This is a genomic window from Klebsiella sp. CN_Kp100 (assembly GCF_040065315.1).
GTDB classification, from domain to species: Bacteria; Pseudomonadota; Gammaproteobacteria; order Enterobacterales; family Enterobacteriaceae; genus Klebsiella; species Klebsiella oxytoca.
This window is the reverse complement of sequence record NZ_JBEAIJ010000037.1, coordinates 87846-113027: the sequence shown is the minus strand read 5'-3', so window position 1 is coordinate 113027 and position 25182 is coordinate 87846. Positions and strand designations below refer to the sequence as shown.

The 25182-nt window shown below is 54.6% G+C and carries 29 protein-coding genes; 19 read left to right on the top strand and 10 right to left on the bottom strand.

Annotation, left to right across the window (positions count from 1 at the left end; genetic code table 11):
- Nucleotides 1-4: 4 nt before the first annotated feature.
- Nucleotides 5-1408: an MFS transporter gene (locus tag ABLV12_RS14325; protein ID WP_004114267.1), complete on the bottom strand. Its 1404-nt coding sequence runs from the start codon at nt 1406-1408 to the stop codon at nt 5-7.
- A 272-nt stretch (nt 1409-1680) separates the two neighbouring features.
- Here ABLV12_RS14325 and ABLV12_RS14320 point away from each other — a divergent pair, with 272 nt between their 5' ends.
- From ABLV12_RS14320 to hisP, 8 genes are all read left to right on the top strand, one after another.
- The gene (locus tag ABLV12_RS14320) at nt 1681-2592 is read left to right on the top strand and encodes an ROK family protein (protein ID WP_016808383.1); all 912 of its coding nucleotides are present in this window, start codon (nt 1681-1683) and stop codon (nt 2590-2592) included.
- 38 nt (nt 2593-2630) lie between these two features.
- Complete coding sequence (locus ABLV12_RS14315; protein WP_348867120.1) at nt 2631-3626, top strand: LacI family DNA-binding transcriptional regulator; 996 nt, start codon at nt 2631-2633, stop codon at nt 3624-3626.
- Nucleotides 3627-3667: 41 nt separating this feature from the next.
- On the top strand, nt 3668-4237 hold the full coding sequence (locus ABLV12_RS14310) for a UbiX family flavin prenyltransferase (RefSeq protein WP_064373222.1): 570 nt from the start codon (nt 3668-3670) through the stop codon (nt 4235-4237).
- Nucleotides 4238-4527: 290 nt separating this feature from the next.
- On the top strand, nt 4528-5310 hold the full coding sequence (gene argT / locus ABLV12_RS14305) for a lysine/arginine/ornithine ABC transporter substrate-binding protein ArgT (protein WP_004104124.1): 783 nt from the start codon (nt 4528-4530) through the stop codon (nt 5308-5310).
- 257 nt (nt 5311-5567) lie between these two features.
- A complete protein-coding gene (gene hisJ, locus ABLV12_RS14300) occupies nt 5568-6350 on the top strand; it encodes a histidine ABC transporter substrate-binding protein HisJ (RefSeq protein ID WP_064396442.1) in 783 nt (260 codons plus the stop codon).
- Nucleotides 6351-6416: 66 nt separating this feature from the next.
- Nucleotides 6417-7103, top strand: a complete 687-nt coding sequence (locus ABLV12_RS14295; protein WP_004104120.1) for a histidine ABC transporter permease HisQ — start codon at nt 6417-6419, stop codon at nt 7101-7103.
- A complete protein-coding gene (gene hisM, locus ABLV12_RS14290; protein WP_004104118.1) occupies nt 7100-7816 on the top strand; it encodes a histidine ABC transporter permease HisM in 717 nt (238 codons plus the stop codon). Before ABLV12_RS14295 ends, hisM begins: the two co-directional genes overlap by 4 nt.
- A 7-nt stretch (nt 7817-7823) precedes the next feature.
- Nucleotides 7824-8597 (top strand): histidine ABC transporter ATP-binding protein HisP, encoded by a 774-nt coding sequence (gene hisP / locus ABLV12_RS14285; protein ID WP_004104116.1) that lies wholly within the window; start codon nt 7824-7826, stop codon nt 8595-8597.
- A 41-nt stretch (nt 8598-8638) separates the two neighbouring features.
- Here the strand turns inward: hisP and ABLV12_RS14280 are convergent, their stop codons facing one another.
- The 6 genes from ABLV12_RS14280 to yfcG form a co-directional block, all read right to left on the bottom strand.
- On the bottom strand, nt 8639-9136 hold the full coding sequence (locus tag ABLV12_RS14280; RefSeq protein WP_064396474.1) for a GNAT family N-acetyltransferase: 498 nt from the start codon (nt 9134-9136) through the stop codon (nt 8639-8641).
- A gap of 67 nt (nt 9137-9203) precedes the next feature.
- Complete coding sequence (locus ABLV12_RS14275; RefSeq protein WP_004104113.1) at nt 9204-9770, bottom strand: hypothetical protein; 567 nt, start codon at nt 9768-9770, stop codon at nt 9204-9206.
- Between the two features lie 3 nt (nt 9771-9773).
- Nucleotides 9774-10028 carry a hypothetical protein gene (locus ABLV12_RS14270; protein ID WP_238759342.1) on the bottom strand — a complete coding sequence of 85 codons (255 nt, stop codon included), beginning with the start codon at nt 10026-10028 and terminating at the stop codon, nt 9774-9776.
- A 217-nt stretch (nt 10029-10245) separates the two neighbouring features.
- The gene (locus tag ABLV12_RS14265) at nt 10246-11139 is read right to left on the bottom strand and encodes a TIGR01777 family oxidoreductase (RefSeq protein ID WP_004104109.1); all 894 of its coding nucleotides are present in this window, start codon (nt 11137-11139) and stop codon (nt 10246-10248) included.
- 20 nt (nt 11140-11159) lie between these two features.
- A complete protein-coding gene (folX, locus tag ABLV12_RS14260; RefSeq protein ID WP_004104107.1) occupies nt 11160-11522 on the bottom strand; it encodes a dihydroneopterin triphosphate 2'-epimerase in 363 nt (120 codons plus the stop codon).
- 65 nt (nt 11523-11587) lie between these two features.
- The gene (yfcG, locus tag ABLV12_RS14255; protein WP_004104106.1) at nt 11588-12217 is read right to left on the bottom strand and encodes a GSH-dependent disulfide bond oxidoreductase; all 630 of its coding nucleotides are present in this window, start codon (nt 12215-12217) and stop codon (nt 11588-11590) included.
- 208 nt (nt 12218-12425) lie between these two features.
- On the opposite strand from yfcG, the gene yfcF reads away from it, so the two are divergent.
- Genes yfcF through yfcD form a run of 3 tightly spaced genes read left to right on the top strand, consistent with a single transcriptional unit; the run spans nt 12426 to nt 14291 of the window.
- The gene (gene yfcF / locus ABLV12_RS14250) at nt 12426-13070 is read left to right on the top strand and encodes a glutathione transferase (RefSeq protein WP_004104105.1); all 645 of its coding nucleotides are present in this window, start codon (nt 12426-12428) and stop codon (nt 13068-13070) included.
- A gap of 56 nt (nt 13071-13126) precedes the next feature.
- Nucleotides 13127-13678: a phosphodiesterase gene (gene yfcE, locus ABLV12_RS14245; protein WP_004104104.1), complete on the top strand. Its 552-nt coding sequence runs from the start codon at nt 13127-13129 to the stop codon at nt 13676-13678.
- A gap of 58 nt (nt 13679-13736) precedes the next feature.
- On the top strand, nt 13737-14291 hold the full coding sequence (gene yfcD, locus ABLV12_RS14240; RefSeq protein ID WP_004104103.1) for an NUDIX hydrolase YfcD: 555 nt from the start codon (nt 13737-13739) through the stop codon (nt 14289-14291).
- 3 nt (nt 14292-14294) lie between these two features.
- Here the strand turns inward: yfcD and ABLV12_RS14235 are convergent, their stop codons facing one another.
- On the bottom strand, nt 14295-15314 hold the full coding sequence (locus ABLV12_RS14235) for a LacI family DNA-binding transcriptional regulator (RefSeq protein WP_004104102.1): 1020 nt from the start codon (nt 15312-15314) through the stop codon (nt 14295-14297).
- A gap of 236 nt (nt 15315-15550) precedes the next feature.
- On the opposite strand from ABLV12_RS14235, the gene ABLV12_RS14230 reads away from it, so the two are divergent.
- The 5 genes from ABLV12_RS14230 to ABLV12_RS14210 all read left to right on the top strand — a co-directional run bounded on the left by ABLV12_RS14230 (nt 15551) and on the right by ABLV12_RS14210 (nt 19531).
- Nucleotides 15551-15994 carry a PTS sugar transporter subunit IIA gene (locus tag ABLV12_RS14230; RefSeq protein WP_348867119.1) on the top strand — a complete coding sequence of 148 codons (444 nt, stop codon included), beginning with the start codon at nt 15551-15553 and terminating at the stop codon, nt 15992-15994.
- A gap of 79 nt (nt 15995-16073) precedes the next feature.
- On the top strand, nt 16074-16346 hold the full coding sequence (locus ABLV12_RS14225) for a PTS sugar transporter subunit IIB (RefSeq protein ID WP_004104098.1): 273 nt from the start codon (nt 16074-16076) through the stop codon (nt 16344-16346).
- Nucleotides 16347-16366: 20 nt separating this feature from the next.
- Nucleotides 16367-17758, top strand: a complete 1392-nt coding sequence (locus tag ABLV12_RS14220) for a PTS ascorbate transporter subunit IIC (RefSeq protein ID WP_023321371.1) — start codon at nt 16367-16369, stop codon at nt 17756-17758.
- Nucleotides 17755-18585 (top strand): transketolase, encoded by an 831-nt coding sequence (locus tag ABLV12_RS14215; protein WP_004114251.1) that lies wholly within the window; start codon nt 17755-17757, stop codon nt 18583-18585. The genes ABLV12_RS14220 and ABLV12_RS14215 overlap by 4 nt, the downstream gene beginning before the upstream one ends.
- Nucleotides 18578-19531, top strand: coding sequence for a transketolase family protein (locus ABLV12_RS14210; protein WP_004104093.1), 954 nt, complete (start codon nt 18578-18580; stop codon nt 19529-19531). Before ABLV12_RS14215 ends, ABLV12_RS14210 begins: the two co-directional genes overlap by 8 nt.
- A 47-nt stretch (nt 19532-19578) precedes the next feature.
- Here ABLV12_RS14210 and pta read toward each other — a convergent pair whose 3' ends face one another.
- The gene (pta, locus tag ABLV12_RS14205) at nt 19579-21723 is read right to left on the bottom strand and encodes a phosphate acetyltransferase (protein ID WP_004114247.1); all 2145 of its coding nucleotides are present in this window, start codon (nt 21721-21723) and stop codon (nt 19579-19581) included.
- Nucleotides 21724-21923: 200 nt separating this feature from the next.
- On the bottom strand, nt 21924-23126 hold the full coding sequence (gene ackA / locus ABLV12_RS14200) for an acetate kinase (RefSeq protein WP_004104091.1): 1203 nt from the start codon (nt 23124-23126) through the stop codon (nt 21924-21926).
- Between the two features lie 335 nt (nt 23127-23461).
- Here ackA and yfbV point away from each other — a divergent pair, with 335 nt between their 5' ends.
- From yfbV to ABLV12_RS14185, 3 genes are all read left to right on the top strand, one after another.
- Entirely contained in the window at nt 23462-23917 is a 456-nt protein-coding gene (gene yfbV / locus ABLV12_RS14195; RefSeq protein WP_004104090.1) for a terminus macrodomain insulation protein YfbV, read from the top strand.
- Between the two features lie 87 nt (nt 23918-24004).
- Nucleotides 24005-24499, top strand: a complete 495-nt coding sequence (locus tag ABLV12_RS14190) for a YfbU family protein (protein ID WP_004104089.1) — start codon at nt 24005-24007, stop codon at nt 24497-24499.
- A gap of 11 nt (nt 24500-24510) precedes the next feature.
- Entirely contained in the window at nt 24511-25170 is a 660-nt protein-coding gene (locus tag ABLV12_RS14185) for a sugar phosphatase (RefSeq protein ID WP_016808374.1), read from the top strand.
- Nucleotides 25171-25182: the final 12 nt, after the last annotated feature.

Below are 25182 nucleotides of genomic sequence, written 5' to 3'. Positions count from 1 at the left end.
TACCTCAGGAAATTTGGCTATGTCTTTGGTTAAGATCGGTGGAGATACGTTTCATCATTGGGCCGTCCAGTCGGCACTTGAGCAGACACAGGGCCAGCACCAGATGGAAAATTGCCGGTATTACGGTTTGCAGCAGGGTGATGCCCTGAATAGACGCGGCAGTTTGATTTTCCAGGCCTGGACGGTACGCGACCAGAATCAGCAACAGGCTGATAATGCCGCCGGATGAGGCCCAGGAGAGCTTGATAAAAAAGAGGTTAAAGGCGAAGTTCATACCGGAGGAACGCACGCCATTCTTCCATTCACCGTAATCATCGGCGAAGGCCATAATCGAGAAGTGCAGCGGCAGGGTGAAACCAAGCACAACGTTGTTGATCAGGATACAGACCAGCCATAGTGTCTGATGCTGCGGGCCGGTGGGCAGGAACCACATCGCCACGCCGAAAATAACCAGCACCAGGTTAGTGCGGAAGTACAGCGTAACCATGTCGACGCGGCGTGAAAGCGGGTTGACGATCACCGCGCCAATAATCGCAGCCACGGTGACGATAGCAAAAAACAGCGACATAAAGCCGGCGCTGCCCTGCAGCGCGTAGGAGATAAAGTACATGTAGCCGCCGCCGCGAATGCACAGAATATTCACCAGCAGGAAGGACATCACCAGCATCAGCAGTAATTGGTCGTTCTTACGCAGCCCTTGCAGATGCTGGCGCAGCGTGAATTTTCCGGCCAGCGACAGCGGAACCCGCTCTTTGACCCAGAAAAAGCAAAGTAAAAACATGATCATACCAACGGCGCACAGCACGGCCACGCCGTACTGGTAGCCTTTAGCCAGATTGCCCTGGCCAAAAAGCTCGACCATCCATGGCAGCCCGACGGAGACCAGGAAGCCGGCGATACCGCTTAAGACAAAGCGCCAGGACTGGCAGGACATTACCTGATCGTGACGGTTGGTCATGGCGTTTATCAGGGCGCAGTAGGGGACGTTATTGGCGGTATAGCCAATAGAGAGCAAAAAATAGGTCCCGAACGCCCAGGCAATTTTCATGTTTGGGCTCATGTCTGGCACGGTAAACGTCAGGATGCCGATAACCGCAAGCGGCACGGCAGTCCAGAGCTGCCACGGGCGAAAGCGGCCCCAGCGGCTGCGGGTTCTGTCAGCAATAACGCCCATAACCGGGTCTGATATCGCATCAAAAATTCTCAGGGTAAAGAACATTGCCCCGACGATGGCCGGGCTGAGGCCGAACACATCGGTGTAGAAAAAAAGCAGGAAGCCGCTGATTAAGTCAGAGATGCAGTGTCCACCGGCATCTCCCAGCCCATAGCCTATTTTTTCGCGGGTGGAGAGCGTTTCGCCCGCATCAACCATCTGCACATTCGTGTCCAGATTATCGACTGTAGCCATAACCAATCCTTATTTGCTAAGCAGAGTGTGAGGGTACACAGGTCATTACGATCTGTTTTTATGTTTTTAGTAAACTTCATACGCTGCCGAGCATAGATCCAATCTTCTCTTTTCGTACATTTTTGACTTTTTTGCTTGTGATTTTGATCTTGATTTTTACTATAAATTATTTTTAATGCCGATCTTGATCACATTTATCCGTGAAGGATGCCGGGATTTTTTGCGTTATTAGCTAAGCTGAGCATCATTTTTACGAGAAAAGGTCGAATTAAATGCATTTAGGAATGGATATCGGTGGGACCAAAGTTGAGACTGTCGTGCTGGATGACAAGGGAAAACTGGTCTGGCAGCAGCGCATTGCGACACCGAAAGCCAGTATTGAGCAGTTCTTACAGGGTATCATTGGAGAAGTCCATGCCGCGCAGGATTGGGCAGGCGAAAAGCTAAGCCTGGGATTCGGTTTGCCCGGCGCGATTGACACCGCTACTTGTTTAGTAAAAAATTCAAATATTCAGGTGGTCAATGGGCATCCGCTGCATGATATCCTTAGCGACTATTTTTCCCAGCCGGTGGCTGTCGCAAACGATGCTAACTGTTTCGCGCTGTCGGAAGCGATAGATGGCTGCGGCGCCGGTCATGAAGTGGTGTTTGGGGCGATACTTGGTACCGGATGCGGCGGCGGTGTGGTGGTGCATCAGCGTTTGCTGACCGGGCCGAATGCCTGCAGCGGTGAATGGGGGCATAATCCTTTGCCGCACTATTCCCCGGAACACGATGGGCCTTCGCACTTGTGCTATTGCGGTCAGCATAACTGCGTAGAATCGTTTATCTCTGGCAGCGGGCTGGCCCGACAGTTTCGCTTACATAATGAAGGACGCGGAACCGCTGAAGAACTGGTGTTGAAGATGCGTGAAGGACACCCTCAAGCGCTGGCGCTGTGGCGGCAATTCCGTAATCAGCTGGCGCGCGCCTTCGCAAACGTCGTGAATACGCTCGATCCGGATGTGATAGTGATAGGTGGGGGACTGTCGGGCGTCGATGAGCTGTATAGCGATTTATCGGCTGAAATGGCAAAGTACATATTCGGTGGACGCTGCGTGACGCCGGTTCTGCCGGCAAAGCATGGCGACAGCAGCGGCGTACGCGGCGCAGCATGGGCTGGAGAGCAGGCGCTGCAGGGATAATCAGCGTAAACCCCGTAAAACAGGTGAAAACGAACGGAATGGTAAAAAAGACCAGAATTAAAGATATTGCGGCGGCCTGCGGCGTGTCGATTGCCGCAGTATCAAGAGCGCTAAAAGGGCAGCCGGGGCTTAGCGAGGAGACTCGTCAGCGGATCCTGTCGATAGCGGAAGCCGAAGGCTATGATTTTAGCCGCTTGCGCAACGGTCGCATCAAGCGGCTGCTGTTTTTAATGCACAGGGAACACAATATTGCCAGCGCTCTGCCGTTCTATTCGACCGTCATGCTTGGCGTTGCTGACGCTTGTAGAGAAAATGAAATTGCCATGAGCTTCCAGCCCATTGGTCCGGGAGATTCAGTTGGCGAGTTGATTAATCTCCATCAGCCTGACGCGCTGATCTGCGCGGGTTATCTGGAAGCAGAGATACTGGCGGAATTGAAAAAAACGGCGCTCCCCATTGCCCTGGTTGATTTGTGGGCGGCGGATTTTCCCTGTGCCAATCCTGACAACTATCACGGCGGATTTATCGCCACCCGCCACCTGCTTGAACAGGGAAGAAAGCGTATTGCCTTACTCGGCCATTCGCAGCACCATTACAGCATCCGTCAGCGTACTGAAGGCTATCTGCAGGCGCTGTTTGATGCCGGAATTTCTCTGGCCGAGGAGTATCGAGTCGAAGTCCCCCCGGTCAAGGAGATAGAAAAACCGCTGGTAGAAGGCATGGAGAAACTGCTGGCGCTACCGCAGCCGCCGGATGCTATCTTTGCTTATAACGATATGGCGGCGCTGGTGGCGATGAGAGTTTGCGCGCGGAAGGGCATCAAGGTGCCGGATGAGATTGCGATCGTCGGTTTCGATGATATTGAAGCTGCTGCATGGGCCTGGCCGCCGTTAACCACGGTGGCCATTGATAAGCGTGAGCTTGGCCGCGATGCGTTCCGTCTTTTACTCAGCGATGAGGGTGACAGAAACCTGTTGTTGCCGGTGCGGTTAGTGGTTCGTGAGAGTTCATTGCGGTTGCGTCCGCAGCCATAATCCGGCAAAGTCTGCGCCATCGTGTGAAAGGGGCAATCATCGTGAAGCGACTCATTATCGGTATCTCTGGCGCCAGCGGCGCAATTTACGGCGTACGCCTGCTCCAGGTTTTGCGCGAGGTATCTGATGTCGAAACCCATCTTATTTTAAGCCAGGCCGCCCGTCAGACGCTGGCGCTGGAGACGGACTTCTCCCTGCGCGAGGTGCAGGCGTTGGCCGACGTAGTGCACGATGCCCGTGATATCGCCGCCAGTATCTCTTCCGGCTCTTTTAAAACCGCCGGGATGGTGATTTTGCCATGTTCAATGAAAACGCTTTCCGGCATTGTTCATAGCTATACCGATGGGCTGCTGACCAGAGCGGCGGACGTGGTGCTTAAAGAGCGTCGCCCGCTGGTGCTGTGCGTTCGGGAAACGCCGTTCCACCTCGGTCATCTGCGTCTGCTGGTCCAGGCGGCGGAAATGGGCGCAGTGATTATGCCGCCGGTTCCGGCGTTCTATCATCGTCCTGAAAGCCTTGACGATGTGATCAATCAAACGGTCAATCGCGTTATCGATCAGTTTGATATCTCTCTTCCTGCAGACCTCTTTACCCGCTGGCAGGGCGCGTAGGGCGCACTAACATAGTGCGCTTTCTTCACCTCTGCGCTCCTGCAGTGCAATTTTGTCGCCTCGATCAAATCCTCAACATTTAATTTGTTTTTTTGCGCTACGGCGCTGCGGTTTATCCATTATTGCTGGTATCTTCCCTTTCAAGACAAACTTGCAACCTTTATTTAACAAATTTAACGCCGTTTCCAGCACGCACTGAGAGAATGGCATAAAACGTGCAAGATTTGTCGGCAGCACCAATAACAAGACAACGCATGACATAACAACATCACGACACTTAAGGGTAACCTATGAAGAAGACGGTCCTGGCTTTCTCTTTAATGATGGGCATTTGCAGCGCTTCCAGCGCCTTCGCCGCGCTGCCGCAGAGTATTCGCATTGGCACCGATGCCACCTACGCGCCTTTTTCTTCTAAGGATGCGAAAGGGGATTTCGTGGGTTTTGACATTGATTTGGGTAATGAGCTCTGTTCGCGCATCAAAGTAAAATGTACCTGGGTTGGCAGCGATTTCGACTCCCTGATCCCATCGCTGAAGGCGAAGAAAATCGACGCCATCATCTCTTCGTTATCGATCACCGAAAAACGCCAGCAGGAAATCGCGTTCTCTGACAAGCTCTACGCGGCGGACTCTCGCCTGATTGCCGCCAAAGGCTCACCGATTCAACCGACGCTGGAATCTCTGAAAGGCAAGCACGTCGGCGTTCTGCAGGGCTCCACCCAGGAGGCCTACGGCAATGAACGCTGGCGCAGCCACGGGGTAGACGTCGTGGCTTATCAGAATCAGGACTTAATCTACTCAGACCTCGCTGCGGGCCGCCTGGATGCCGCCTTGCAGGATGAGGTCGCCGCCAGCGAAGGCTTCCTCAAGCAACCAGCCGGTAAAGATTTTGCCTTTGCCGGACCTTCTGTTAAAGACAAAAAATTCTTCGGAGATGGCACCGGTATTGGCCTGCGTAAGGACGATAGCGAACTGAAGGCCGCTTTTGATAAAGCCCTGGCTGAGCTTCGCAAAGACGGCACCTACGACAAAATGGCGAAGAAATACTTCGACTTCAACGTTTACGGTGATTAAGTCGCCCGCTGGCCCGGATTCCGGGCCACGAGTATCTATTTCTGTCTGATATTGGTGCAACGGCGCTTTAAGCGGATCAATTTGGTGCAGGAAATTGCGCACTCTATGTTAAAAAGTGCATAGTTAAGCGTTTCCGATGCGAAAAAATTTGCTTTCCGGCGCAGAATGCTTTGCCTTACCGGGGCGAATAATGGCACGATAACTGCCGTAAGTACTTCTAATAAATCCATTAGAATGACAGTCTGTTGAGGATAGTTATGAAAAAACTGGCGTTGTCTCTCTCCTTAGCGCTGGCCCTTTCCAGCGTTTCCACCGTATTCGCAGCAATTCCGCAAAAAGTCCGCATTGGCACCGATCCTACTTATGCCCCGTTCGAATCAAAGAATGCACAGGGTGACTTGGTTGGTTTTGACATCGATCTGGCAAAAGAGCTGTGTAAGCGCATCAATACGCAATGTACCTTCATTGAGAACCCGCTGGACGCGCTGATCCCTTCTTTAAAAGCGAAGAAGATCGACGCCATTATGTCTTCGCTTTCGATCACCGAAAAACGCCAGCAGGAAATTGCTTTCACCGACAAACTTTACGCGGCTGATTCTCGCCTGGTCGTCAAAAAAGGCAGCGATATCACGCCAGACCTTGCGAAGCTGAAAGGTAAGCGCATTGGCGTTCTGCAGGGCACCACACAAGAAACCTATGGCAATGAACACTGGGCGCCGAAAGGTATTGAAATCGTTTCCTATCAGGGCCAGGACAATATCTATTCTGATTTGACCGCTGGACGTATTGACGCGGCGTTCCAGGATGAAGTTGCCGCCAGCGAAGGCTTCCTCAAACAGCCTATCGGCAAAGATTATCAGTTCGGCGGCCCGTCGATTAAAGACGAGAAGCTGTTTGGCGTCGGCACCGGAATGGGGCTGCGCAAAGAGGATAATGAGCTGCGTGAAGCATTAAATAAAGCCTTTGCCGAGATGCGCCAGGACGGCACCTACGACAAGCTGGCGAAGAAATATTTCGATTTTAACGTGTACGGCGACTAACCATCCCGCGTACCCCATCGCGCGTGACTTAGCGCGCGATGGTTGATGACAGACAGGGCAGACAGCATGCTGTACGGTTTTTCTCAGGTTATTTTTCAGGGCGCGCTGGTCACCCTTGAGCTGGCGTTAAGCTCGGTCGTTCTGGCAGTGCTTATCGGCCTGGCAGGCGCGGGGGCGAAGCTTTCCAGTAATCGTCCGCTGGCGCTGATTTTTGAAGGCTATACCACCTTAATTCGCGGCGTACCCGATCTGGTGCTGATGCTGCTGATTTTCTACGGGTTGCAGATCGCGCTCAACGCGCTGACCGATGCGCTTGGCCTCGCGCAGTTTGATATCGACCCCATGGTCGCGGGGATTATCACTCTGGGCTTTATTTACGGCGCTTACTTCACCGAAACCTTTCGCGGCGCCTTCCTGGCGGTACCGAAGGGACATATTGAAGCGGCAACGGCCTTCGGCTTCAGCGGCGGGCAGACCTTTCGCCGCATTCTGTTTCCGGCAATGATGCGCTATGCGCTGCCCGGAATTGGCAATAACTGGCAGGTGATCCTCAAAGCGACTGCACTGGTCTCATTGCTGGGGCTGGAAGATGTGGTTAAGGCAACTCAGCTGGCGGGTAAAAGCACCTGGGAGCCTTTCTACTTCGCTATCGTCTGCGGCCTGATTTATCTGGTGTTTACCACGGTTTCCAATGGTGTGCTGCTGATGCTCGAACGCCGTTATTCTGTTGGCGTGAAGAGGGCTGACCTGTGATTGATATTATTCAGGAGTACTGGAAATCTCTGCTGTGGACCGACGGCTATCGCTTCACCGGCGTAGCGATTACGCTCTGGCTGCTGATCTCTTCAGTCGTGATGGGCGGCATACTCGCGGTTTTTCTTGCCATAGGCCGGGTATCGAGCAACAAATTTATCCAGTTCCCAATCTGGCTTTTCACCTATATCTTTCGCGGTACCCCGCTGTATGTGCAGCTGCTGGTGTTCTATTCCGGTATGTACACGCTGGAGATCGTCAAAGGTACAGAACTGCTGAACGCCTTCTTTCGTAGCGGTCTGAACTGTACGGTGCTGGCGTTGACGCTGAATACCTGCGCTTATACCACGGAGATTTTTGCCGGAGCGATTCGTTCAGTGCCGGCGGGAGAGATCGAAGCCGCCCGCGCGTACGGTTTTTCTGCGGTCAAAATGTATCGCTGCATTATTTTGCCTTCCGCGCTGCGTATTGCTCTGCCTGCCTACAGCAACGAAGTGATCCTGATGCTGCATTCCACCGCGCTGGCCTTTACCGCCACGGTGCCGGATCTGCTGAAAATTGCCCGTGATATCAACTCGGCAACCTACCAGCCGTTTACCGCTTTTGGCATTGCCGCAGTTCTGTATTTAATTATCTCCTATGTGCTGATTAGCTTATTCCGCAGGGCGGAAAAGCGCTGGCTGCAGCATATCAAACCTTCTTCGACGCATTGAGAACGCCATGTCCGACAATAAATTAAATGTAATCGATCTGCATAAACGTTACGGCGAACACGAGGTGCTGAAAGGCGTTTCGCTGCGGGCGAAAGCCGGGGACGTGATCAGTATTATTGGCTCATCCGGTTCCGGTAAAAGCACCTTTCTGCGCTGCATTAACTTTCTTGAAAAGCCCAGCGAAGGGACGATTGTGGTTAACGGGCAGAACATTGGTCTGGTTCGTGATAAAGACGGTCAGCTCAAGGTGTCGGATAAGAACCAACTGCGTCTGCTGCGGACTCGCCTGACGATGGTGTTCCAGCATTTCAATCTCTGGAGCCATATGACGGTGCTGGAAAACGTGATGGAAGCGCCGATTCAGGTTCTGGGCCTGAGCAAACAGGAAGCGCGCGAGCGGGCGGTGAAATATCTGGCGAAGGTGGGGATTGACGAACGCCAGCAGATTAAATATCCGGTGCATCTCTCCGGGGGCCAGCAGCAGCGCGTGTCCATCGCCCGCGCGCTGGCGATGGAACCCGATGTGCTGCTGTTTGATGAACCGACGTCGGCGCTTGATCCTGAACTGGTGGGCGAAGTGTTGCGCATTATGCAGCAGCTGGCGGAAGAGGGGAAAACCATGGTCGTGGTCACCCATGAGATGGGTTTTGCGCGCCACGTCTCCTCTCACGTAATCTTCCTGCATCAGGGCAAGATAGAAGAAGAGGGGCACCCTGACGAAGTCTTCGGTAATCCGAAAAGCCAGCGCTTGCAGCAGTTCCTGAAAGGCTCTTTAAAGTAATCCCTGTCCTGCCCCCGGCGGAATACTCTCCGTCGGGGCGGCTAACGCTCCAGCCGATATACCCAGTCGTCGTAATCAATTCCGTTCAGGCGATAGGCTTTTTCGAGCACCTGAATGCGGATAAAACCGTGTTTTTCCAGCAGACGAGAGGAACCAGCGTTACTGCCCAGCACCCAGGCATTGATGGCGTGAACGCCGAGCTGCTGAAAACCGTAGTCGCAAATCGCTTTTAGCGCTTCGCTGGCGTACCCTTTCCCCTGAGCTTCGGGCAGGAGTGCGTATCCGACATCCGCTTCGTGCGGGTTTTTACTGCTGATGCGCAGCCCGATATCGCCCATTGCCGCGCCGCTGGCATCACGTAAAACGAATACGCCAGGGTCTGCGCAGCGGGACTCAAACAGCGTCCGCAGCGCCGGCTCCTCAAGAAGCTCTCCCATATAGCGCATCACTTCGGGATCTCGCCGTAAGCGCAGAAAAAAAGGCCAGTCGGATGCGTTAAACCCAGAGAGACGCAGGCGCGGAGTGGTGAGTGTTATCATAAAGCAGTCCATACAAGTGGATTATTCCGCCACCTTAACACCATAAAGCCGCGGAATGTTTATACCTTTAAGCAACCGTCGGTGAAGCCTGGCGCTGACTTTCCAGCCCGCTAAGATAGTGCAACACGGTTTTGCTCTCCCGCGTAGCCCTCAGCTGCAGCGCCAGATTGAGATCGTCCAGCACCTCGGCGTGGGCGACCAGCGCTGAGTCTTCAGCAAGTCGTCCCTCCGTTACCAGCCAGCCAACGATGGTTTTCCAGCGCCATAGCGGCGAATTGCCTTTAACGCGCTGCACCGGTCCCGGAAACTGGCCCGAGCCTCGTGCGCCATCTTTCAATAAGGCGACGGCCTGTCGCGTCAGGCCGGTGAGTTCGGCAATATCGCTTAATCCTACCAGCGCGGAATCAACGGATTCGACTCGCGCATTCAGAGCCGGAGCGGATTCGATATCAGCAATGGCTGACAGAATAGCCTGCTCAAGAGAGTCTCTTTCGCGATCGAACTCCAGATAGACCGCCGTTCCGTAAAAACAGACCAGGGCGTCAGCGCAGCCTGCGGCATGCAGTGCATCTTCCAGACCCACGGTACGAGAAGTTACGCCGGAGAGGGTGAGCGTAAAATTATACAGCGCCATTGTTTAATCCTTCTTGTGGTTAATCTGACCCGAGGCAGGCGGCTGGCAGCGGTCGACCATTCTGATAATTTGCCTGGCGTGGTTAATGGGTACCGCAGGCGTTGACCAGATGCTCATCATATGTTCCCGGTGCCGGACCGTCCCACACATCAACCTGCCAAAACAGTGAGCGCTTTTGCCGCCAGTGATAAAAATCCAGCCCCGTGCCAGCGCGTAGTCAATAGCTGCTCTGATATGTTTATCCGGATGTTCCTTCATCAATTCATCCTGGTAATATTGAATAAGTTGTTGACGAATGTCAACGGTGTGGTGGTGTTAAATTACACACAGGGGTTATGGCAGAGTGAAAGACATATCACTGGAATAAGATTCACAGTTAAGGCGACACAGGAATGGTGATTTTTGCGCGCTGCGAGGTGGGTTCCACAAATTAATCGCTCAGGGAGAACGTAGCGCTCTCCCTGAGTAAACTGAACTACCGCAGCACGTCGGCCAGCGCCTCTTCCAGATCGTACCAACGAAAGCCAAATCCGGCCGCTTCCAGGCGTTTAGGCAACGCGCGCTGGCCGCCGAGTACCAGAACGGAAGATTCTCCCATCAGCAGACGAATAGCCGCCGCCGGGACGCGGAAAATCGCCGGACGGTTTAGCGCATGGCCCAGCGCATGAGCGAACTGCTCGTTACGAACCGGGTAAGGGGAAACCATATTAAACGGCCCGCGCAGGTCGTTATCAAGCAGCCACAGTATACCGTTGACCATATCGTCGATGTGGATCCAGGCCAGATACTGTCTGCCGCTGCCGATAGGGCCGCCGAGGCCAAGCTTAAAGGCGGGCGCCATTTTGGCCAGAATGCCGCCTCGCGGCGCCAGCACCACCCCGGTACGCAGCAGGCATACGCGGGTGCGATCGCTCTGCGCTTCGCAGGCAATCTGCTCCCAGCGGGCGCAAAGCTTGTGGGTAAACTCATTATGCGGCGGCTCTTCTTCGGTGACGACAACTTCGCCGAGATCGCCATAATAGCCGGCGGCTGAACCGCTAATCAGCACCGCGGGCGGCGCGTCGCTGGCGTTGATTAGGGTGACCAGCTTTTGGGTGATATCCCAACGGCTGTGGCAGAGGCGCTGCTTCTGCTCCGCCGTCCAGCGTTTATCGGCGATAGGTTCGCCTGCCAGATTGATGACGGCATCAAAACCGTTAAGATTCACCTGATGCTCAAAATCGCGCCACAGAGTGACGCGAGAATCGAGGCGGTTTTTCGCCTTTTCAGGGCTGCGGGTTGAAACCGTTACGCGATGCCCCAGCTCCAGCAGCCGGGGTATCAGATGCCGGCCAATCAGGCCGGTACCGCCAGTAAGCAGAACGTTCATAGCGCCTCCCGAAGATGCATCTAGCGCCGCCAGCTCATCGTCATGGAGACGGAATCGGCGTAGCGCAGTGCATGCAGTTTGTCGATCTCTACTTCAGCATATGTGACCCAGTGATGTTCGCGTGCGATGTCGAGCACATCCTGAGTTAATTTTTCCAGTAGAGAAAAGCGGTTATTTTCGATATGACTAATAATGCGCTTAGTAATGGTGCGGTAGTTCAGCGCATCGTTAATATCTTCGCTGTTGCGTGATTTCTCCGCCGGATAGTGGATAGCGACGTTGACCACCACATCCTGGCGGTTGGCGATCTCTTCCTCTTTAATTCCGATAAAAGTACGCAGGCGCAGGTTCTTAATTCGAATAATGGCGTCTGGTTGAGACATTGCAGGCTTCCTCCGGGTAGTAATTTCCGCCATCATACATCAAAGCTTCCCGGCCGAGCAGGGGGTTACCAGGCTTCTGTTTTCAGAAGCGCCTCAACGGTCGCCGGGCGATGACGAATGCGTTCAAACCAGTTGTGAACCGCCGGAAAACTGGCGAGGTCGATGCGCTGGCGCTGATGGGCATTCACCCACGGCCAGCAGGCGATATCGGCGATACTGTAGTGGTTGCCGCCCAGCCAGGGGCTCTCGCCAAGGCGCCGGTTGAGCACGCCGTACAGCCGCTGAGTTTCAACCTGATAGCGCTCGATGGCATAGGGTACCGCCTGCGGGGCGCAGTGGTTAAAGTGGTGGTTTTGCCCGAGCATCGGCCCTAAACCGCCGACCTGCCAGAATAACCACTGGAGCGTAGCGTGGCGCTCGCGGAGCTCACCGCTCAGTAACTTGCCGCTTTTTTCTGCAAGGTAGAGCAGGATTGCTCCGGACTCAAACAGGTTTAACGGGCCACCGCCGTCGGCGGGTTCATGGTCAACGATCGCCGGGATCTTGTTATTTGGCGAAATCGCAAGGTAGGAGGGTTGGAACTGCTCCCCTTTGCCGATATCCACCCGGATGAGACGATAGGCCAACTGAGCTTCTTCGAGGAAGAGCGTGATTTTGTGGCCATTGGGAGTGGGTGCGTAGTAAAGATCGATCATGAAAATCCCTCGCCGTTACGGGTCGCAAACTTTTCGAGTATAGGTGAACTGACGTTATTCGGCAGGCTAACCGAATCCGGGATGATTTTTGCCAGGCAAGTTCACCGCAATTAAGTATGTAAGATCCTCAAGGCGACGGTCAGTGACATCTTCTGAAAGACAGGCTATGTTGGCTTATCGCCCCATTACATTAGCCATTGAGGATGCTATGAGCCAGTCCGCGATTACCCTGTGGTCCGACGCCGATTTTTTCTCGCCCTATGTGATGTCCGTGTACGTTGCCCTGCAGGAAAAGAGCCTGCCTTTTACTCTAAAAACCGTCGATCTCGACAGCGGCGAGCATCTGCAAAGCGGCTGGAAAGGCTACAGCGTGACGCGGCGCGTACCGCTGCTGGAGGTCGGTGAGTTCTTCCTGAGCGAATCCTCCGCGATTACCGAATATCTCGATGAACGCTTCGCGCCTCCGGAGTGGGAGAGACTGTATCCGCATGACCTGCAAAAGCGCGCGCGGGCGCGTCAGGTGCAGGCCTGGCTGCGTAGCGATTTAATGCCGATTCGTGAAGAACGCTCGACGGCCGTGGTTTTTGCCGGAGAAAAGAAACCGCCGCTCAGCGAAGCCGGGAAAAAAAGCGCCGGCAAGCTGTTTGAAACGGCTGGCGTTCTGCTATCCCATGGCGGGCAGAATTTATTTGGCGAATGGTCTATAGCCGATACCGATCTTGCGCTGATGCTCAATCGTCTGGTTCTGAACGGCGATGAGGTTCCGACCGCGCTGGCTGATTATGCCACCTTCCAGTGGCAGCGAGCGTCAGTCCAGCGCTACGTCGCACTCTCAGCCAAACGAGCGGGCTGATAAGCGTCAGCGGTTCCGTTATCATAGCGGCATCGTAATGCGTGGAGATGAATTGTATGAAGCTGATGTTTGCCTCGGATATCCATGGCTCTCTACCTGCAGCCGAACGCGTGCTTGAGCTGTTCGCGCGAAGCGGGGCGCAGTGGCTGGTTATTCTCGGTGATGTGCTGAATCACGGACCGCGTAACGCGCTTCCTGAAGGTTATGCCCCGGCCCAGGTCGCAGAGGCGTTAAACCGCGTAGCGGAGCGGGTGATTGCCGTTCGCGGCAACTGCGACAGCGAAGTCGATCAGATGCTGCTCCATTTCCCCATAACCGCCCCCTGGCAGCAGGTTTTGAGCGAGCGAACCCGCCTGTTTCTCACTCACGGACATCTGTACAGCCCCGATAATTTGCCTCCACTCGCCGCTGGCGATGTGCTGGCTTACGGCCATACTCATATTCCGGTAGCCGAGAAACGCGGCGAGATTTTTCTCTTCAATCCCGGCTCGGTCAGCATCCCTAAAGGGGGATTTACCGCCAGCTACGGTCTTCTGAACGAGGGGCGATTGCAGGTTTTAGCACTCGATGATCATCAGGTTATTGCAGAGGTCGCAATTTACCCGTAATTTACCCCTCAATCGTATAGACGCGCCGCGAGAGCGCTTTAAAAAGTAAGGTTTCCTGATGGCGGAACAGAATCATTTGGCAAGCACAGAATGGGTCGATATTGTTAATGAAAACAACGAGGTGATAGCACAATCCAGCCGCGAACAAATGCGCGCGGAGTGTCTGCGTCATCGCGCGACCTACATTGTTGTTCATGATGGGATGGGCAAAATCCTGGTGCAGCGTCGTACCGAAACGAAAGATTTCCAGCCGGGCATGCTGGACGCCACCGCCGGTGGCGTAGTGCAGGCTGATGAGCAAATGCTGGAGTCCGCGCGCCGCGAGGCGGAAGAAGAGCTCGGCATTGCCGGCGTGCCCTTCGCTGACCACGGGCAGTTCTACTACGAAGATAAGCACTGCCGCGTCTGGGGCGGTCTGTTTAGCTGCGTATCGCACGGACCGTTCGCGCTGCAAGAAGAAGAAGTGAGCGAAGTGTGCTGGCTGACGCCGGAAGAGATCACCGCCCGCTGCGATGAGTTCACTCCGGATTCATTAAAAGCGCTGGCGCTGTGGATGACCCGCAATGCCAACAATGAGCCAACAAAAGCCGAAAAACAGGAAGAGGCGGAATAGCCTTTAGCAGCTATCCCGCATGCATAAACTGGACGCGATGGGTTTCCTGTCGCTCCAGTTTCCCTCATTAAAACGCTCCAGAAGGGCTCGCCCGGCTTCTATACCAATCTTGTGGTGCGGCACAGCCATGGTCGTTAACGGCGGCTGGCACACCCGACTCACGTCACTGTCGCCAAAGCCGACGACGGCTAAATCATCAGGCACCTTGATGCGCCGACGCTGGCACTCATACAGCGCCCCGCATGCCAGCTCATCGGAAACGCAGACTAGCGCATCGAGTTCTGGCCATGCCAGCAAAAACTCCGGCAGCTGCGAAGCGCCGGTGGAAAAGTTGGCCGGTAGCGCAGCGTTAATCACCCGGTTAGGCGACATATGATGGCGCAGCATGGCCTTGTACCACCCCTGCAAATGCTGCTGAAAAATCCACTGTTCCTGATTGGCGCACAGCAGACCGATATTCTGATAGCCGCGGTGAATGAGCATCTCCGTCAGCTCGAACATCGCCGCTACGTTATCAATGCCGATATTCATGTCGATAGGATCGGCGCGCATCGCCCCCATTTCCACCACCGGAATCGAGGCGTTTTGCAGCCAGTGGCGTACGGTATCGCTATGTTCAACGCTAAGCAGAATGGCGGCGGCGATATTCGAAGCCAGCAGCGTTTCCAGCAACTTTTCTTCCTGCTCAAGACGGTGCTGCGATTCCGCGAGCATGATTTGATAACCCGCCGGCTGTAGTACCTGCTGAAGCCCGGCAAACATCGCTGAGCAGCCCGCCTCCGCCAGATTGGGGACCACCATCGCGATAGTTCTTGAAGAGGCTGATGCCAGGGCGCTGGCGGCGAGGTTAGGCATATACCCGAGTTCTTGCACCGCCGCTTCGATTTTTTCACGGAGTTTATCGGAAACTTGTTCCGGCGTGCGAAGCGCGCGGGATACGGTCATGGTTCCCACACCTGCCAGCTGAGCAACATCGGCGATCGTCACTTTACCGGTACTACGCCGTTTTCGGGTTAGAGACATACATATTCCTGCTAAACAGACGTTTTTTATTTTCATCCATTACTTCACGTGTCAGGGAGTATACGCCTTAACCGGGGCTTTTTGCTGCGTTTTCACAGGATGATTGTGAATTGATAGCGCTATCACAAATCTGAATGTTCCTTTTTGGTAGCGCTATCTTTGTGATCGTTCTCGCAGATAACTCTTCCCTGCTTGCATAAAGTTTGCCCATCTTTTGCTAAAAGACGGGGGATAAAATGCTCAACACATGGCTCTCTGATGCCACCATTGCGCTGCGGCAGAACGTAGACAGCTGGCCCCAGGCGCTGGATATCTGCGCCCGGCCGCTGCTCGAGGCCGGCGTTATCGAACCTGCTTACGTGAAGGCGATCGTGGAGCAGCATCGCAGGCTGGGGCCGTATTACGTGCTGGCGCCGGGACTGGCGATGCCGCATGCGCGGCCAGAGGAGGGGGCAAAGGGCTTAGGACTATCGCTGTTGAAACTGGAACAGGGCGTATCGTTTGGCTCAGAGGAGTTCGACCTGGTTGATATTATCATTATGCTTGCGGCACCGGATAAACATAGCCATCTCGAAATGATCGCGGCTCTGGCGGAATTATTTTCCAGCGATGAAGATATGCATCAATTACATCAGGCAACCGGCCTTGAGGAGATTAAAAAAATCATCGCACGCTTCTGAGTTAATTTAAACATCCGACTTATCGGACATTACGCGCCTGCGTGATGCGGACCTACTCTACCCAAAAAAGGTGATAACAATGAAAATTATGGCAATTTGCGGTTCTGGCCTGGGCAGCAGTTTTATGGTTGAAATGAATATTAAAAAAGTGCTTAAAAAGCTCGAAATCGAGGCCGAGGTAGAGCACTCCGATCTGTCGTCGGCAACTCCTGGCGCGGCGGATCTGTTTGTGATGGCTAAAGATATTGCTGCCAGCGCCAGCGTACCGGAAAGCCAGCTGGTGGTGATTACTAACATCATCGATATTAATGAACTCGAAGCGCAGCTGCGCGCGTGGTTCGCCAGACAATAACTATTTATAGCGAGGTGGATATGTATATCCTTGAAACGCTGAATTTTGTTGTTGATATTCTTAAAGTCCCTTCAGTACTGGTCGGTTTAATTGCGTTAATTGGTCTGGTGGCGCAAAAAAAATCTTTCTCCGACGTCGTGAAGGGAACAATTAAAACTATTCTGGGCTTTATCGTTCTCGGCGGTGGCGCGACGGTATTAGTCGGCTCGCTGAATCCATTGGGGGGGATGTTTGAACACGCATTTAATATTCAGGGAATTATCCCTAATAATGAGGCGATAGTTTCTATTGCGCTGGAAAAATATGGTGCTTCAACCGCGCTGATTATGGCGTTTGGGATGGTGGCAAATATTGTGGTCGCCCGGTTTACGCGCCTGAAGTACATTTTTCTCACCGGGCACCACACCTTCTATATGGCCTGCATGATTGGCGTGATTCTCACCGTGGCGGGTTTTGAGGGGGTCGGGCTGGTATTTACCGGTTCGCTGATCCTTGGTCTGGTCATGGCATTCTTCCCGGCGTTGGCCCAGCGCTATATGAAGCGTATTACCGGAACCGATGACATTGCTTTCGGCCACTTCGGCACTCTGGGCTACGTACTGTCGGGGTGGATCGGTAGCGTTTGCGGTAAAGGCTCGCGTTCAACAGAAGAGATGAACCTGCCGAAAAACCTGAGCTTCCTGCGCGACAGCTCCATCTCTATTTCGCTGACCATGATGATCATCTATCTGATTATGGCGGTGAGCGCAGGGCGTGAATACGTTGAAAGCACCTTCAGCGGCGGCCAGAACTACCTGGTCTACGCCATCATTATGGCGATCACCTTCGCTGCCGGGGTGTTCATCATCCTGCAAGGGGTACGCCTGATTCTGGCGGAAATCGTACCGGCTTTTACCGGGTTTTCGGAAAAGCTGGTGCCGAATGCCCGTCCGGCGCTGGACTGTCCGGTTGTTTATCCCTATGCGCCCAATGCGGTACTGATTGGCTTCCTGTTTAGCTTCCTCGGCGGGCTGGTCGGGCTGTTCCTCTGCGGGCAATTTAAGTGGGTGTTGATTCTGCCCGGCGTGGTGCCGCATTTCTTTACCGGCGCGACCGCTGGCGTGTTTGGCAACGCGACCGGCGGGCGGCGCGGGGCAATGATCGGCGCGTTTGCCAACGGTCTGCTGATCACCTTCCTGCCGGTGCTGCTCCTGCCTGTACTGGGGGCGATTGGTTTTGCCAATACCACTTTCTCGGATGCTGATTTCGGCGTCGTCGGCATCGTGCTGGGTAACCTGGCCCGCTATCTGTCGCCGTTTGCGATAACTGGCCTGGTTGTGGCGTTGTTCGTACTGCTGGTGGCGTACAACGTTTTTGCGAAAAAGAAATCTGTGGGCCGCGGCGCGCAGGAGAACAGCGGAGCGAAATCATGAATGTGCAAGAAGTGACTAAACTGGCGCGAGACATTCGCGTCGCAACCCTTAAATCGCTGACGGATCTCGGTTTCGGCCACTACGGCGGCAGTATGTCGGTCGTGGAAACGCTGGCGGTACTGTACGGCGCGGTGATGAAAATTGATCCCGCCGATCCGGACTGGCCCGAGCGCGACTACTTTGTGTTATCGAAAGGCCATGCCGGCCCGGCGCTGTACAGTACGCTGGCGATAAAGGGATATTTCCCGATGGAGGAACTAAGCACGCTGAACCAGAACGGTACGCGGCTGCCAAGCCATCCGGATCGGCTAAAAACGCGCGGCGTAGACGCTACAACGGGGTCGCTGGGGCAGGGGATTTCCATCGCTGGCGGGATGGCGCTGTCGCATAAGCTGGCGGGACGGACGAATCGTGTGTTCTGTATCGTTGGCGACGGTGAACTGAATGAAGGCCAGTGCTGGGAAGCATTCCAGTTTATCGCCCATCATCGCCTGAATAATCTGACTGTGTTTGTTGACTGGAACAAGCTACAGCTTGACGGCAGGCTGGATGAGATCATTCGCGCTTTTAATCTGGAAGATAAATTCCGCGCCTTTGGTTTTGATGTCGTGACCGTTAAAGGCGATGACGTTCCCGGACTGCTGGCTGCGGTACAGCCCGTTCCGCCCGTCGATGCGCGACCGCGGGTAGTCATTCTCGATAGCGTGAAAGGCCAGGGCGTGCCGTATCTCGAAAATCTCAGCAACAACCACCATTTGCGCCTGACGGGCGAAATGAAAGAGACGCTAAACGAGGCGATTCGCCAACTGGAGGCCGAACATGATTAAGCTTGCACCAGCAGGGCAAAAAGATGCCGTAGAGATGCGTAAGGTTTATGCCGGGTTCGTCGCAGAGCAGATTGCAGACAAGAGCCCAATTATCGCGCTGGAAGCGGATTTGATGAGTTCCATGGCGATGGACGGCGTCGCGCGGGAGCATCCGCAGCACGTCATCAACTGCGGCATCATGGAAGCCAACGTGATAGGCACTGCCGCCGGGCTATCGTTGACCGGACGCAAGCCGTTTGTGCACACCTTTACCGCTTTTGCCAGCCGCCGCTGTTTCGACCAGCTGTTTATGTCGCTCGATTATCAGCGGAATAACGTCAAAGTGATTGCTTCCGATGCGGGGGTGACCGCCTGCCATAACGGCGGAACCCATATGTCGTTTGAAGATATGGGGATTGTGCGCGGCCTGGCGCATTCGGTCGTACTGGAAGTGACCGATGCGGTGATGTTCGATGAGATTCTGCGTCAGCTTATCGATCTCGACGGCTTCTACTGGGTTCGCACCATTCGCAAACAGGCGCCGAGCGTGTACGCGCCGGGTTCAACGTTCACCATTGGTAAAGGGAATGTACTGCGCGAAGGTGAAGATATCACGCTGATTGCCAATGGGATTATGGTGGCGGAAGCGCTGGAGGCGGCGCGCCAGCTTGAGCAGGAAGGCGTTAGCGCGGCGGTGATTGATATGTTTACCCTGAAGCCCATTGACCGCATGCTGGTGAAAAATTACGCCGAAAAAACCGGGCGCATCGTGACCTGCGAAAACCACAGTATTCACAATGGACTGGGATCGGCGGTGGCGGAGGTGCTGGTGGAAACCTGTCCGGTACCGATGCGGCGCGTAGGAGTGAAAGAGCGCTACGGTCAGGTGGGAACGCAGGAGTTCTTGCAGAAGGAGTATGGCCTGACGGCGCATGATATTGTCTCAGCGGCGCGCGAGCTGCTGTAAATAAAAAAGGCGACCACCCGGTCGCCTTTTTTCATGCAGCGGGCAGATTATGCTTGCTGCTGGGACGACTGAATCGCGGTCAGGGCGATGGTATAGACGATATCGTCAACCAGCGCGCCGCGGGACAGGTCGTTCACCGGCTTACGCATGCCTTGCAGCATCGGCCCGATGGAGATCAGGTCGGCGGAACGCTGTACGGCTTTGTAAGTGGTATTACCGGTGTTCAGATCCGGGAAGATGAACACGGTAGCGCGTCCGGCAACCGGGGAGTTCGGCGCTTTGGATTTCGCAACGTCAGCCATTACCGCAGCATCATACTGCAGCGGGCCGTCGATCATCAGGTCAGGACGTTTTTCCTGCGCCAGACGAGTTGCTTCGCGAACTTTCTCTACATCGCTGCCTGCGCCTGAAGTGCCGGTGGAGTAGGAGAGCATTGCCACGCGCGGCTCGATGCCAAAGGCAATTGCGGATTCAGCAGACTGAATGGCGATTTCAGCCAGCTGCTCAGCGGTCGGATCCGGGTTGATCGCGCAGTCGCCGTAAACGTAAACCTGTTCCGGCAGCAGCATGAAGAATACGGAGGAGACCAGAGAGCTGCCAGGGGCCGTTTTGATCAGCTGCAGTGGCGGACGGATGGTGTTGGCGGTGGTGTGAACCGCGCCGGAGACCAGACCGTCAACTTCGTCTTGCTCCAGCATCAGGGTGCCAAGAACCACGTTGTCTTCCAGCTGCTCGCGAGCAACCGCTTCGGTCATACCTTTGCTCTTACGCAGCTCGACCAGGCGAGCTACGTAGCTTTCGCGAACCACTTCCGGATCGACGATTTCAATCCCGGCGCCCAGCTCTACGCCCTGAGACGCGGCAACGCGGGTGATTTCTTCGGGGTTGCCCAGCAGGACGCAGGTGGCGATACCGCGCTCGGCGCAGATAGCGGCGGCTTTAACGGTACGCGGTTCGTTACCTTCCGGCAGAACAACGCGCTTGCCTGCTTTACGCGCCAGCTCGGTGAGCTGATAGCGGAAGGCTGGCGGAGAGAGGCGACGGCTACGCTCGGAAGTCGCGGTGAGCGACTCGATCCAGTCAGCGTTAATGTAGTTAGCCACGTATTCCTGAACTTTCTCGATGCGCTCGTGATCGTCAACCGGAACTTCCAGGTTGAAGCTCTGCAGGCTCAGGGAGGTCTGCCAGGTATTGGTGTTGACCATAAATACCGGCAGGCCGGTCGCGAATGCGCGTTCGCACAGCTTGCTGATGCGCTCGTCCATTTCGTAGCCGCCGGTCAGCAGGATGGCGCCGATTTCCACGCCGTTCATCGCGGCCAGGCAGGCGGCGACCAGAACGTCGGGACGGTCTGCGGAAGTGACCAGCAGCGATCCTGCGCGGAAGTGCTCCAGCATGTGTGGAATGCTGCGTGCGCAGAAGGTCACGGACTTCACGCGGCGGGTATTAATGTCGCCTTCGTTGATGATGGTGGCGTTCAGGTGACGCGCCATATCGATCGCGCGGGTGGCGATCAGATCGAAGCTCCACGGCACCGCGCCCAGAACCGGTAATGGGCTACCGTTCTGCAGCTGAGCCGGATCGATCTTCACGACTTTCGCTTTGGAAGAGTCGTCGAAGATTTCTGACAGGTCAGGGCGAGTACGGCCCTGTTCGTCAACTGGCGCATTCAGCTTGTTGACGATTACGCCGGTAATGCTGGTGTTTTTCGCGCCGCCGAAGCTGCTGCGAGTCAGCTCAACGCGTTCTTTCAGCTGTTCCGGAGTATCGGTACCCTGGGACATGACGAAGACGATTTCAGCGTTCAGCGTTTTGGCGATTTCGTAGTTCAGCGACTGGGCAAACTGATGTTTGCGGGTCGGGACCAGACCTTCAACCAGCACCACTTCAGCATCCTGAGCGTTGGCGTGGTAGTTGGCGATGATCTCTTCCATCAGCACGTCTTTCTGGTTGCTGGAGAGCAGCGACTCAACGTGGCTCATCTTCAGCGGTTCTGCGGCCGGAAGGTCGGAGTTCGCGCGAATGATGGTCGTCGTCTGGTCTGGCGCATCGCCACCGGCGCGTGGTTGAGCGATTGGTTTAAAGACGCTCAGGCGCACGCCTTTACGTTCCATAGCACGGACAACACCGAGGCTGACGCTGGTCAGGCCTACGCTGGTTCCGGTAGGGATCAGCATAATTGTACGGGACACGATATATCCTCTTTCGTTACCGCCAGTATCGGGCGGGATACAAAACTGCACCACCAGCTTCCCGTCATACTTCAAGTTGCATGTGCGTTGGCTTTACTTGCTCACCCCAGTCACGTACTCCTCATACGCTCCTGGGGATTCGCTGCGTCGCCGCCTTCCTGCAACTCGAATTATTTAGGTTTATGGCTGGCGGTGTGGAATCAGGCGGTCAGACGGTTGGCGTCTTGCGCGATGACCAGCTCTTCGTTGGTCGGAATGACGATAGCCGGGCGAGTGCCTTCTTTGTTGATGAAGCCAGACTTGCCGAAACGGGCAGCCAGGTTGCGCTCGTGATCAACTTCAAAGCCCAGTACGCCCAGTTTGCCCAGAGACAGTTCGCGAACCATCGCCGCGTTCTCACCGATACCGCCGGTGAAAATAACCGCGTCCAGACGGCCATCCATCAGCGCGGTGTAGGAACCGATGTATTTTGCCAGGCGGTGGCAGTAAACGTCCATAGCGCGTTTAGCATCCGCTTTGTCCTGGTAGTTGTCTTCAACATAGCGGCAGTCGCTGGTCACTTCGGTCAGGCCGAGCAGACCGGACTCTTTGGTCAGCATTTTGTTGATGGCGTCTACGCTCATGCCCAGGGCATCGTGCAGATGGAAAATGATTGCCGGGTCGATATCGCCAGAACGCGTACCCATAACCAGGCCTTCCAGCGGAGTCAGACCCATAGAGGTGTCAACGCATTTACCGTTACGGATAGCGGAAACGGAACCACCGTTGCCCAGATGGCAGGTGATGATGTTCAGCTCTTCAACCGGTTTGTTCAGAACTTTCGCAGCTTCCTGAGTCACATAGAAGTGGCTGGTACCGTGCGCGCCGTAGCGACGTACGCCGTGTTCTTTGTACAGGCTGTACGGCAGGGCATAGAGGTAAGATTCTTCCGGCATGGTCTGGTGGAACGCGGTGTCGAACACGGCAACGTTCTTATCTTTCAGATGCGGGAAGGATTTCAGCGCTTCAGCGATACCGATCAGGTGCGCAGGGTTGTGCAGCGGAGCGAAAGATGCGGAATCTTTAATGCCCTGAATGACGGAGTCATCGATAACAACGGAGCTGGTGTATTTCTCACCGCCGTGAACGATACGATGGCCGATTGCGGTCAGCTGAGCAGACAGTTCTGGTTTTTGTGCCAGAATAGTGTTAACGATAAAGTTCAGCGCTTCACTGTGAGCAGCGCCAGCGCCTAGCTCGGCTTCTTGTTTGCTGCCATCCATTTTCCATTTGATACGGGCTTCTGGAAGATGAAAACATTCTGCTAAACCGGACAGGTATTCGTCACCGTTGACGGCATCAAGGATAGCGAATTTCAGAGAGGAGCTACCGCAGTTCAGAACCAGTACTAACTTACTCGACATGGAAGTACCTTTTATGATACGTGGCTAAAAAAACGTCAGTGTGTCACAAAGCGTAGCGCAGGATGACATCGACATTTATGATTAACATCATGCCTTGCACTGTTTTCGGCACGATGGGAGAAGTACATTTGATTTTATGTCATTTTGCATAATTTTCAGCCAGTGGCAGAATATGCGATAATTTGACTAACCTGGTAAAAGGGTCTAACCGCCCCTCAGGTGCGCACAGAATACCTGATTGAGGCCGCCATTGCCAAAATCTTTTGAACGTTGTCATACACAGTTGGTGTTTTGCACAAATTTTTTAAGTTTTATATGTAAAGTTGAGGTAAGCCATGTCTGGTCCAGAAAATCGCCCTGTAAGTTTTTTCGGCTTGTTTCGCCACGGGCAGCATTATGCAAAGACCTGGCCTCTGGATAAGCGCCTTGCCCCGGTGTTTATCGAAAACCGTATTATTCGCGCCACGCGCTATGCGATTCGTATCATGCCGCCCGTAGCGATTTTCACGCTGTGCTGGCAAATCGCCCTTGGCGGCCAGCTTGGCCCGGCCGTGGCTACCGCGCTGTTTGCGCTGAGCCTGCCGATGCAGGGATTATGGTGGTTGGGCAAGCGCTCGGTGACGCCGCTGCCGCCGTCGATTTTAAACTGGTTTTATGAAGTGCGCGGTAAATTGCAGGAGGCCGGACAAGCATTAACGCCGGTCGACGGTAAGCCTGATTATCAGGCTTTAGCTGACACGCTTAAGCGCGCCTTCAAACAACTGGATAAAACTTTCCTGGATGATTTGTAATTGCATCAGGAAAACGCATATAAAAGAAGGCGCATAATTCATGCGCCTTCTTTTTTCACGCCGTAAAAAGTGCAACAGGAGTCAAAAATGGAAATGACCAATGCGCAACGTCTGATTCTGTCGAATCAGTACAAGATGATGACGATGCTCGACCCGGACAACGCCGAACGCTATCGCCGTCTACAGACCATCATTGAGCGTGGATACGGGCTGCAGATGCGCGAGCTGGACCGCGAGTTTGGCCAGCTTACCGAGGAAACGTGTCGTACCATCATTGATATCATGGAGATGTATCATGCGCTGCATGTCTCCTGGACCAACCTGAAGGACGCCAGCGGAATCGACGAGCGTCGGGTCACATTCCTCGGTTTTGACGTTGCCACTGAAGCTCGCTATCTCGGCTACGTTCGCTTTATGGTCAACGTTGAGGGACGCTACAGCCACTTTGACGCCGGGACTCACGGCTTTAACTCCCAGACCCCGATGTGGGAAAAATACCAGCGTATGCTGAGCACCTGGCACGCCTGCCCGCGTCAGTATCATCTGAGCAGTAACGAAATTAATCAAATTATCAACGCCTGATGGAGGTTCCCGTGCAGTGTAAAGGTTTCCTGTTTGATCTTGACGGGACATTAGTCGATTCGTTGCCGGTGGTGGAGCGTTCGTGGTGCAAATGGGCGGATCGATTCAGTATCCCTCATGATGAAGTGCTGAACTTCATTCATGGCAAGCAGGCAATCACCTCGTTGCGTCACTTTCTCCCCGGCCGCAGCGAAGAAGAGATTCAGGCTGAATTCACCCTGCTGGAAACGGTAGAAGCGACGGATACCGATGGCGTTACGGCGCTGCCGGGTGCGGTTGCGTTGCTCAAAACCCTGGATGAAGCCGGGATCCCCTGGGCGATTGTGACGTCGGGTTCGATACCCGTGGCCCACGCTCGTCACCGTGCCGCAGGTCTGCCTGAAGCTGAGGTGTTCGTCACTGCCGAGCGCGTAAAGCACGGGAAACCCGCTCCGGATGCCTATCTGCTGGGGGCCGAACTGTTGGGCCTGGCCCCGGCGGATTGCGCCGTCGTGGAGGATGCCCCTGCCGGTCTGCTTTCCGGCCTGAATGCCGGCTGTCGGACCATCGCGGTCAACGTGCCCGCCGATGCACCGCGTCTTGATGAAGCGGATTTAGTATTAACGACGCTGGAAAGCCTGCAGGTTGAGCGTCTGCCTGACGGCAAGGTGAATGTTAGCCTTAAAAACTAATCTCATGATTTA

Excerpts from the sequence above, each read along its gene's own strand:
- ABLV12_RS14275 (WP_004104113.1), bottom strand. The coding sequence starts at position 9,770 with ATGGCGCTGTATAATTTTACGCTCACCCTCTCCGGCGTAACTTCTCGT.
- ABLV12_RS14315 (WP_348867120.1), top strand. The coding sequence starts at position 2,631 with ATGGTAAAAAAGACCAGAATTAAAGATATTGCGGCGGCCTGCGGCGTG.
- yfbV (WP_004104090.1), top strand. The coding sequence starts at position 23,462 with ATGTCTGGTCCAGAAAATCGCCCTGTAAGTTTTTTCGGCTTGTTTCGC.
- ABLV12_RS14210 (WP_004104093.1), top strand. The coding sequence starts at position 18,578 with ATGATTAAGCTTGCACCAGCAGGGCAAAAAGATGCCGTAGAGATGCGT.
- yfcF (WP_004104105.1), top strand. The coding sequence starts at position 12,426 with ATGAGCCAGTCCGCGATTACCCTGTGGTCCGACGCCGATTTTTTCTCG.
- ABLV12_RS14220 (WP_023321371.1), top strand. The coding sequence starts at position 16,367 with ATGTATATCCTTGAAACGCTGAATTTTGTTGTTGATATTCTTAAAGTC.
- argT (WP_004104124.1), top strand. The coding sequence starts at position 4,528 with ATGAAGAAGACGGTCCTGGCTTTCTCTTTAATGATGGGCATTTGCAGC.
- hisP (WP_004104116.1), top strand. The coding sequence starts at position 7,824 with ATGTCCGACAATAAATTAAATGTAATCGATCTGCATAAACGTTACGGC.
- yfcD (WP_004104103.1), top strand. The coding sequence starts at position 13,737 with ATGGCGGAACAGAATCATTTGGCAAGCACAGAATGGGTCGATATTGTT.
- ABLV12_RS14190 (WP_004104089.1), top strand. The coding sequence starts at position 24,005 with ATGGAAATGACCAATGCGCAACGTCTGATTCTGTCGAATCAGTACAAG.
- ABLV12_RS14215 (WP_004114251.1), top strand. The coding sequence starts at position 17,755 with ATGAATGTGCAAGAAGTGACTAAACTGGCGCGAGACATTCGCGTCGCA.
- ABLV12_RS14230 (WP_348867119.1), top strand. The coding sequence starts at position 15,551 with ATGCTCAACACATGGCTCTCTGATGCCACCATTGCGCTGCGGCAGAAC.
- ABLV12_RS14295 (WP_004104120.1), top strand. The coding sequence starts at position 6,417 with ATGCTGTACGGTTTTTCTCAGGTTATTTTTCAGGGCGCGCTGGTCACC.
- yfcG (WP_004104106.1), bottom strand. The coding sequence starts at position 12,217 with ATGATCGATCTTTACTACGCACCCACTCCCAATGGCCACAAAATCACG.
- folX (WP_004104107.1), bottom strand. The coding sequence starts at position 11,522 with ATGTCTCAACCAGACGCCATTATTCGAATTAAGAACCTGCGCCTGCGT.
- ackA (WP_004104091.1), bottom strand. The coding sequence starts at position 23,126 with ATGTCGAGTAAGTTAGTACTGGTTCTGAACTGCGGTAGCTCCTCTCTG.
- ABLV12_RS14320 (WP_016808383.1), top strand. The coding sequence starts at position 1,681 with ATGCATTTAGGAATGGATATCGGTGGGACCAAAGTTGAGACTGTCGTG.
- ABLV12_RS14270 (WP_238759342.1), bottom strand. The coding sequence starts at position 10,028 with ATGAAGGAACATCCGGATAAACATATCAGAGCAGCTATTGACTACGCG.
- ABLV12_RS14325 (WP_004114267.1), bottom strand. The coding sequence starts at position 1,408 with ATGGCTACAGTCGATAATCTGGACACGAATGTGCAGATGGTTGATGCG.
- ABLV12_RS14235 (WP_004104102.1), bottom strand. The coding sequence starts at position 15,314 with ATGTCTCTAACCCGAAAACGGCGTAGTACCGGTAAAGTGACGATCGCC.
- ABLV12_RS14265 (WP_004104109.1), bottom strand. The coding sequence starts at position 11,139 with ATGAACGTTCTGCTTACTGGCGGTACCGGCCTGATTGGCCGGCATCTG.
- hisJ (WP_064396442.1), top strand. The coding sequence starts at position 5,568 with ATGAAAAAACTGGCGTTGTCTCTCTCCTTAGCGCTGGCCCTTTCCAGC.
- ABLV12_RS14225 (WP_004104098.1), top strand. The coding sequence starts at position 16,074 with ATGAAAATTATGGCAATTTGCGGTTCTGGCCTGGGCAGCAGTTTTATG.
- yfcE (WP_004104104.1), top strand. The coding sequence starts at position 13,127 with ATGAAGCTGATGTTTGCCTCGGATATCCATGGCTCTCTACCTGCAGCC.
- ABLV12_RS14280 (WP_064396474.1), bottom strand. The coding sequence starts at position 9,136 with ATGATAACACTCACCACTCCGCGCCTGCGTCTCTCTGGGTTTAACGCA.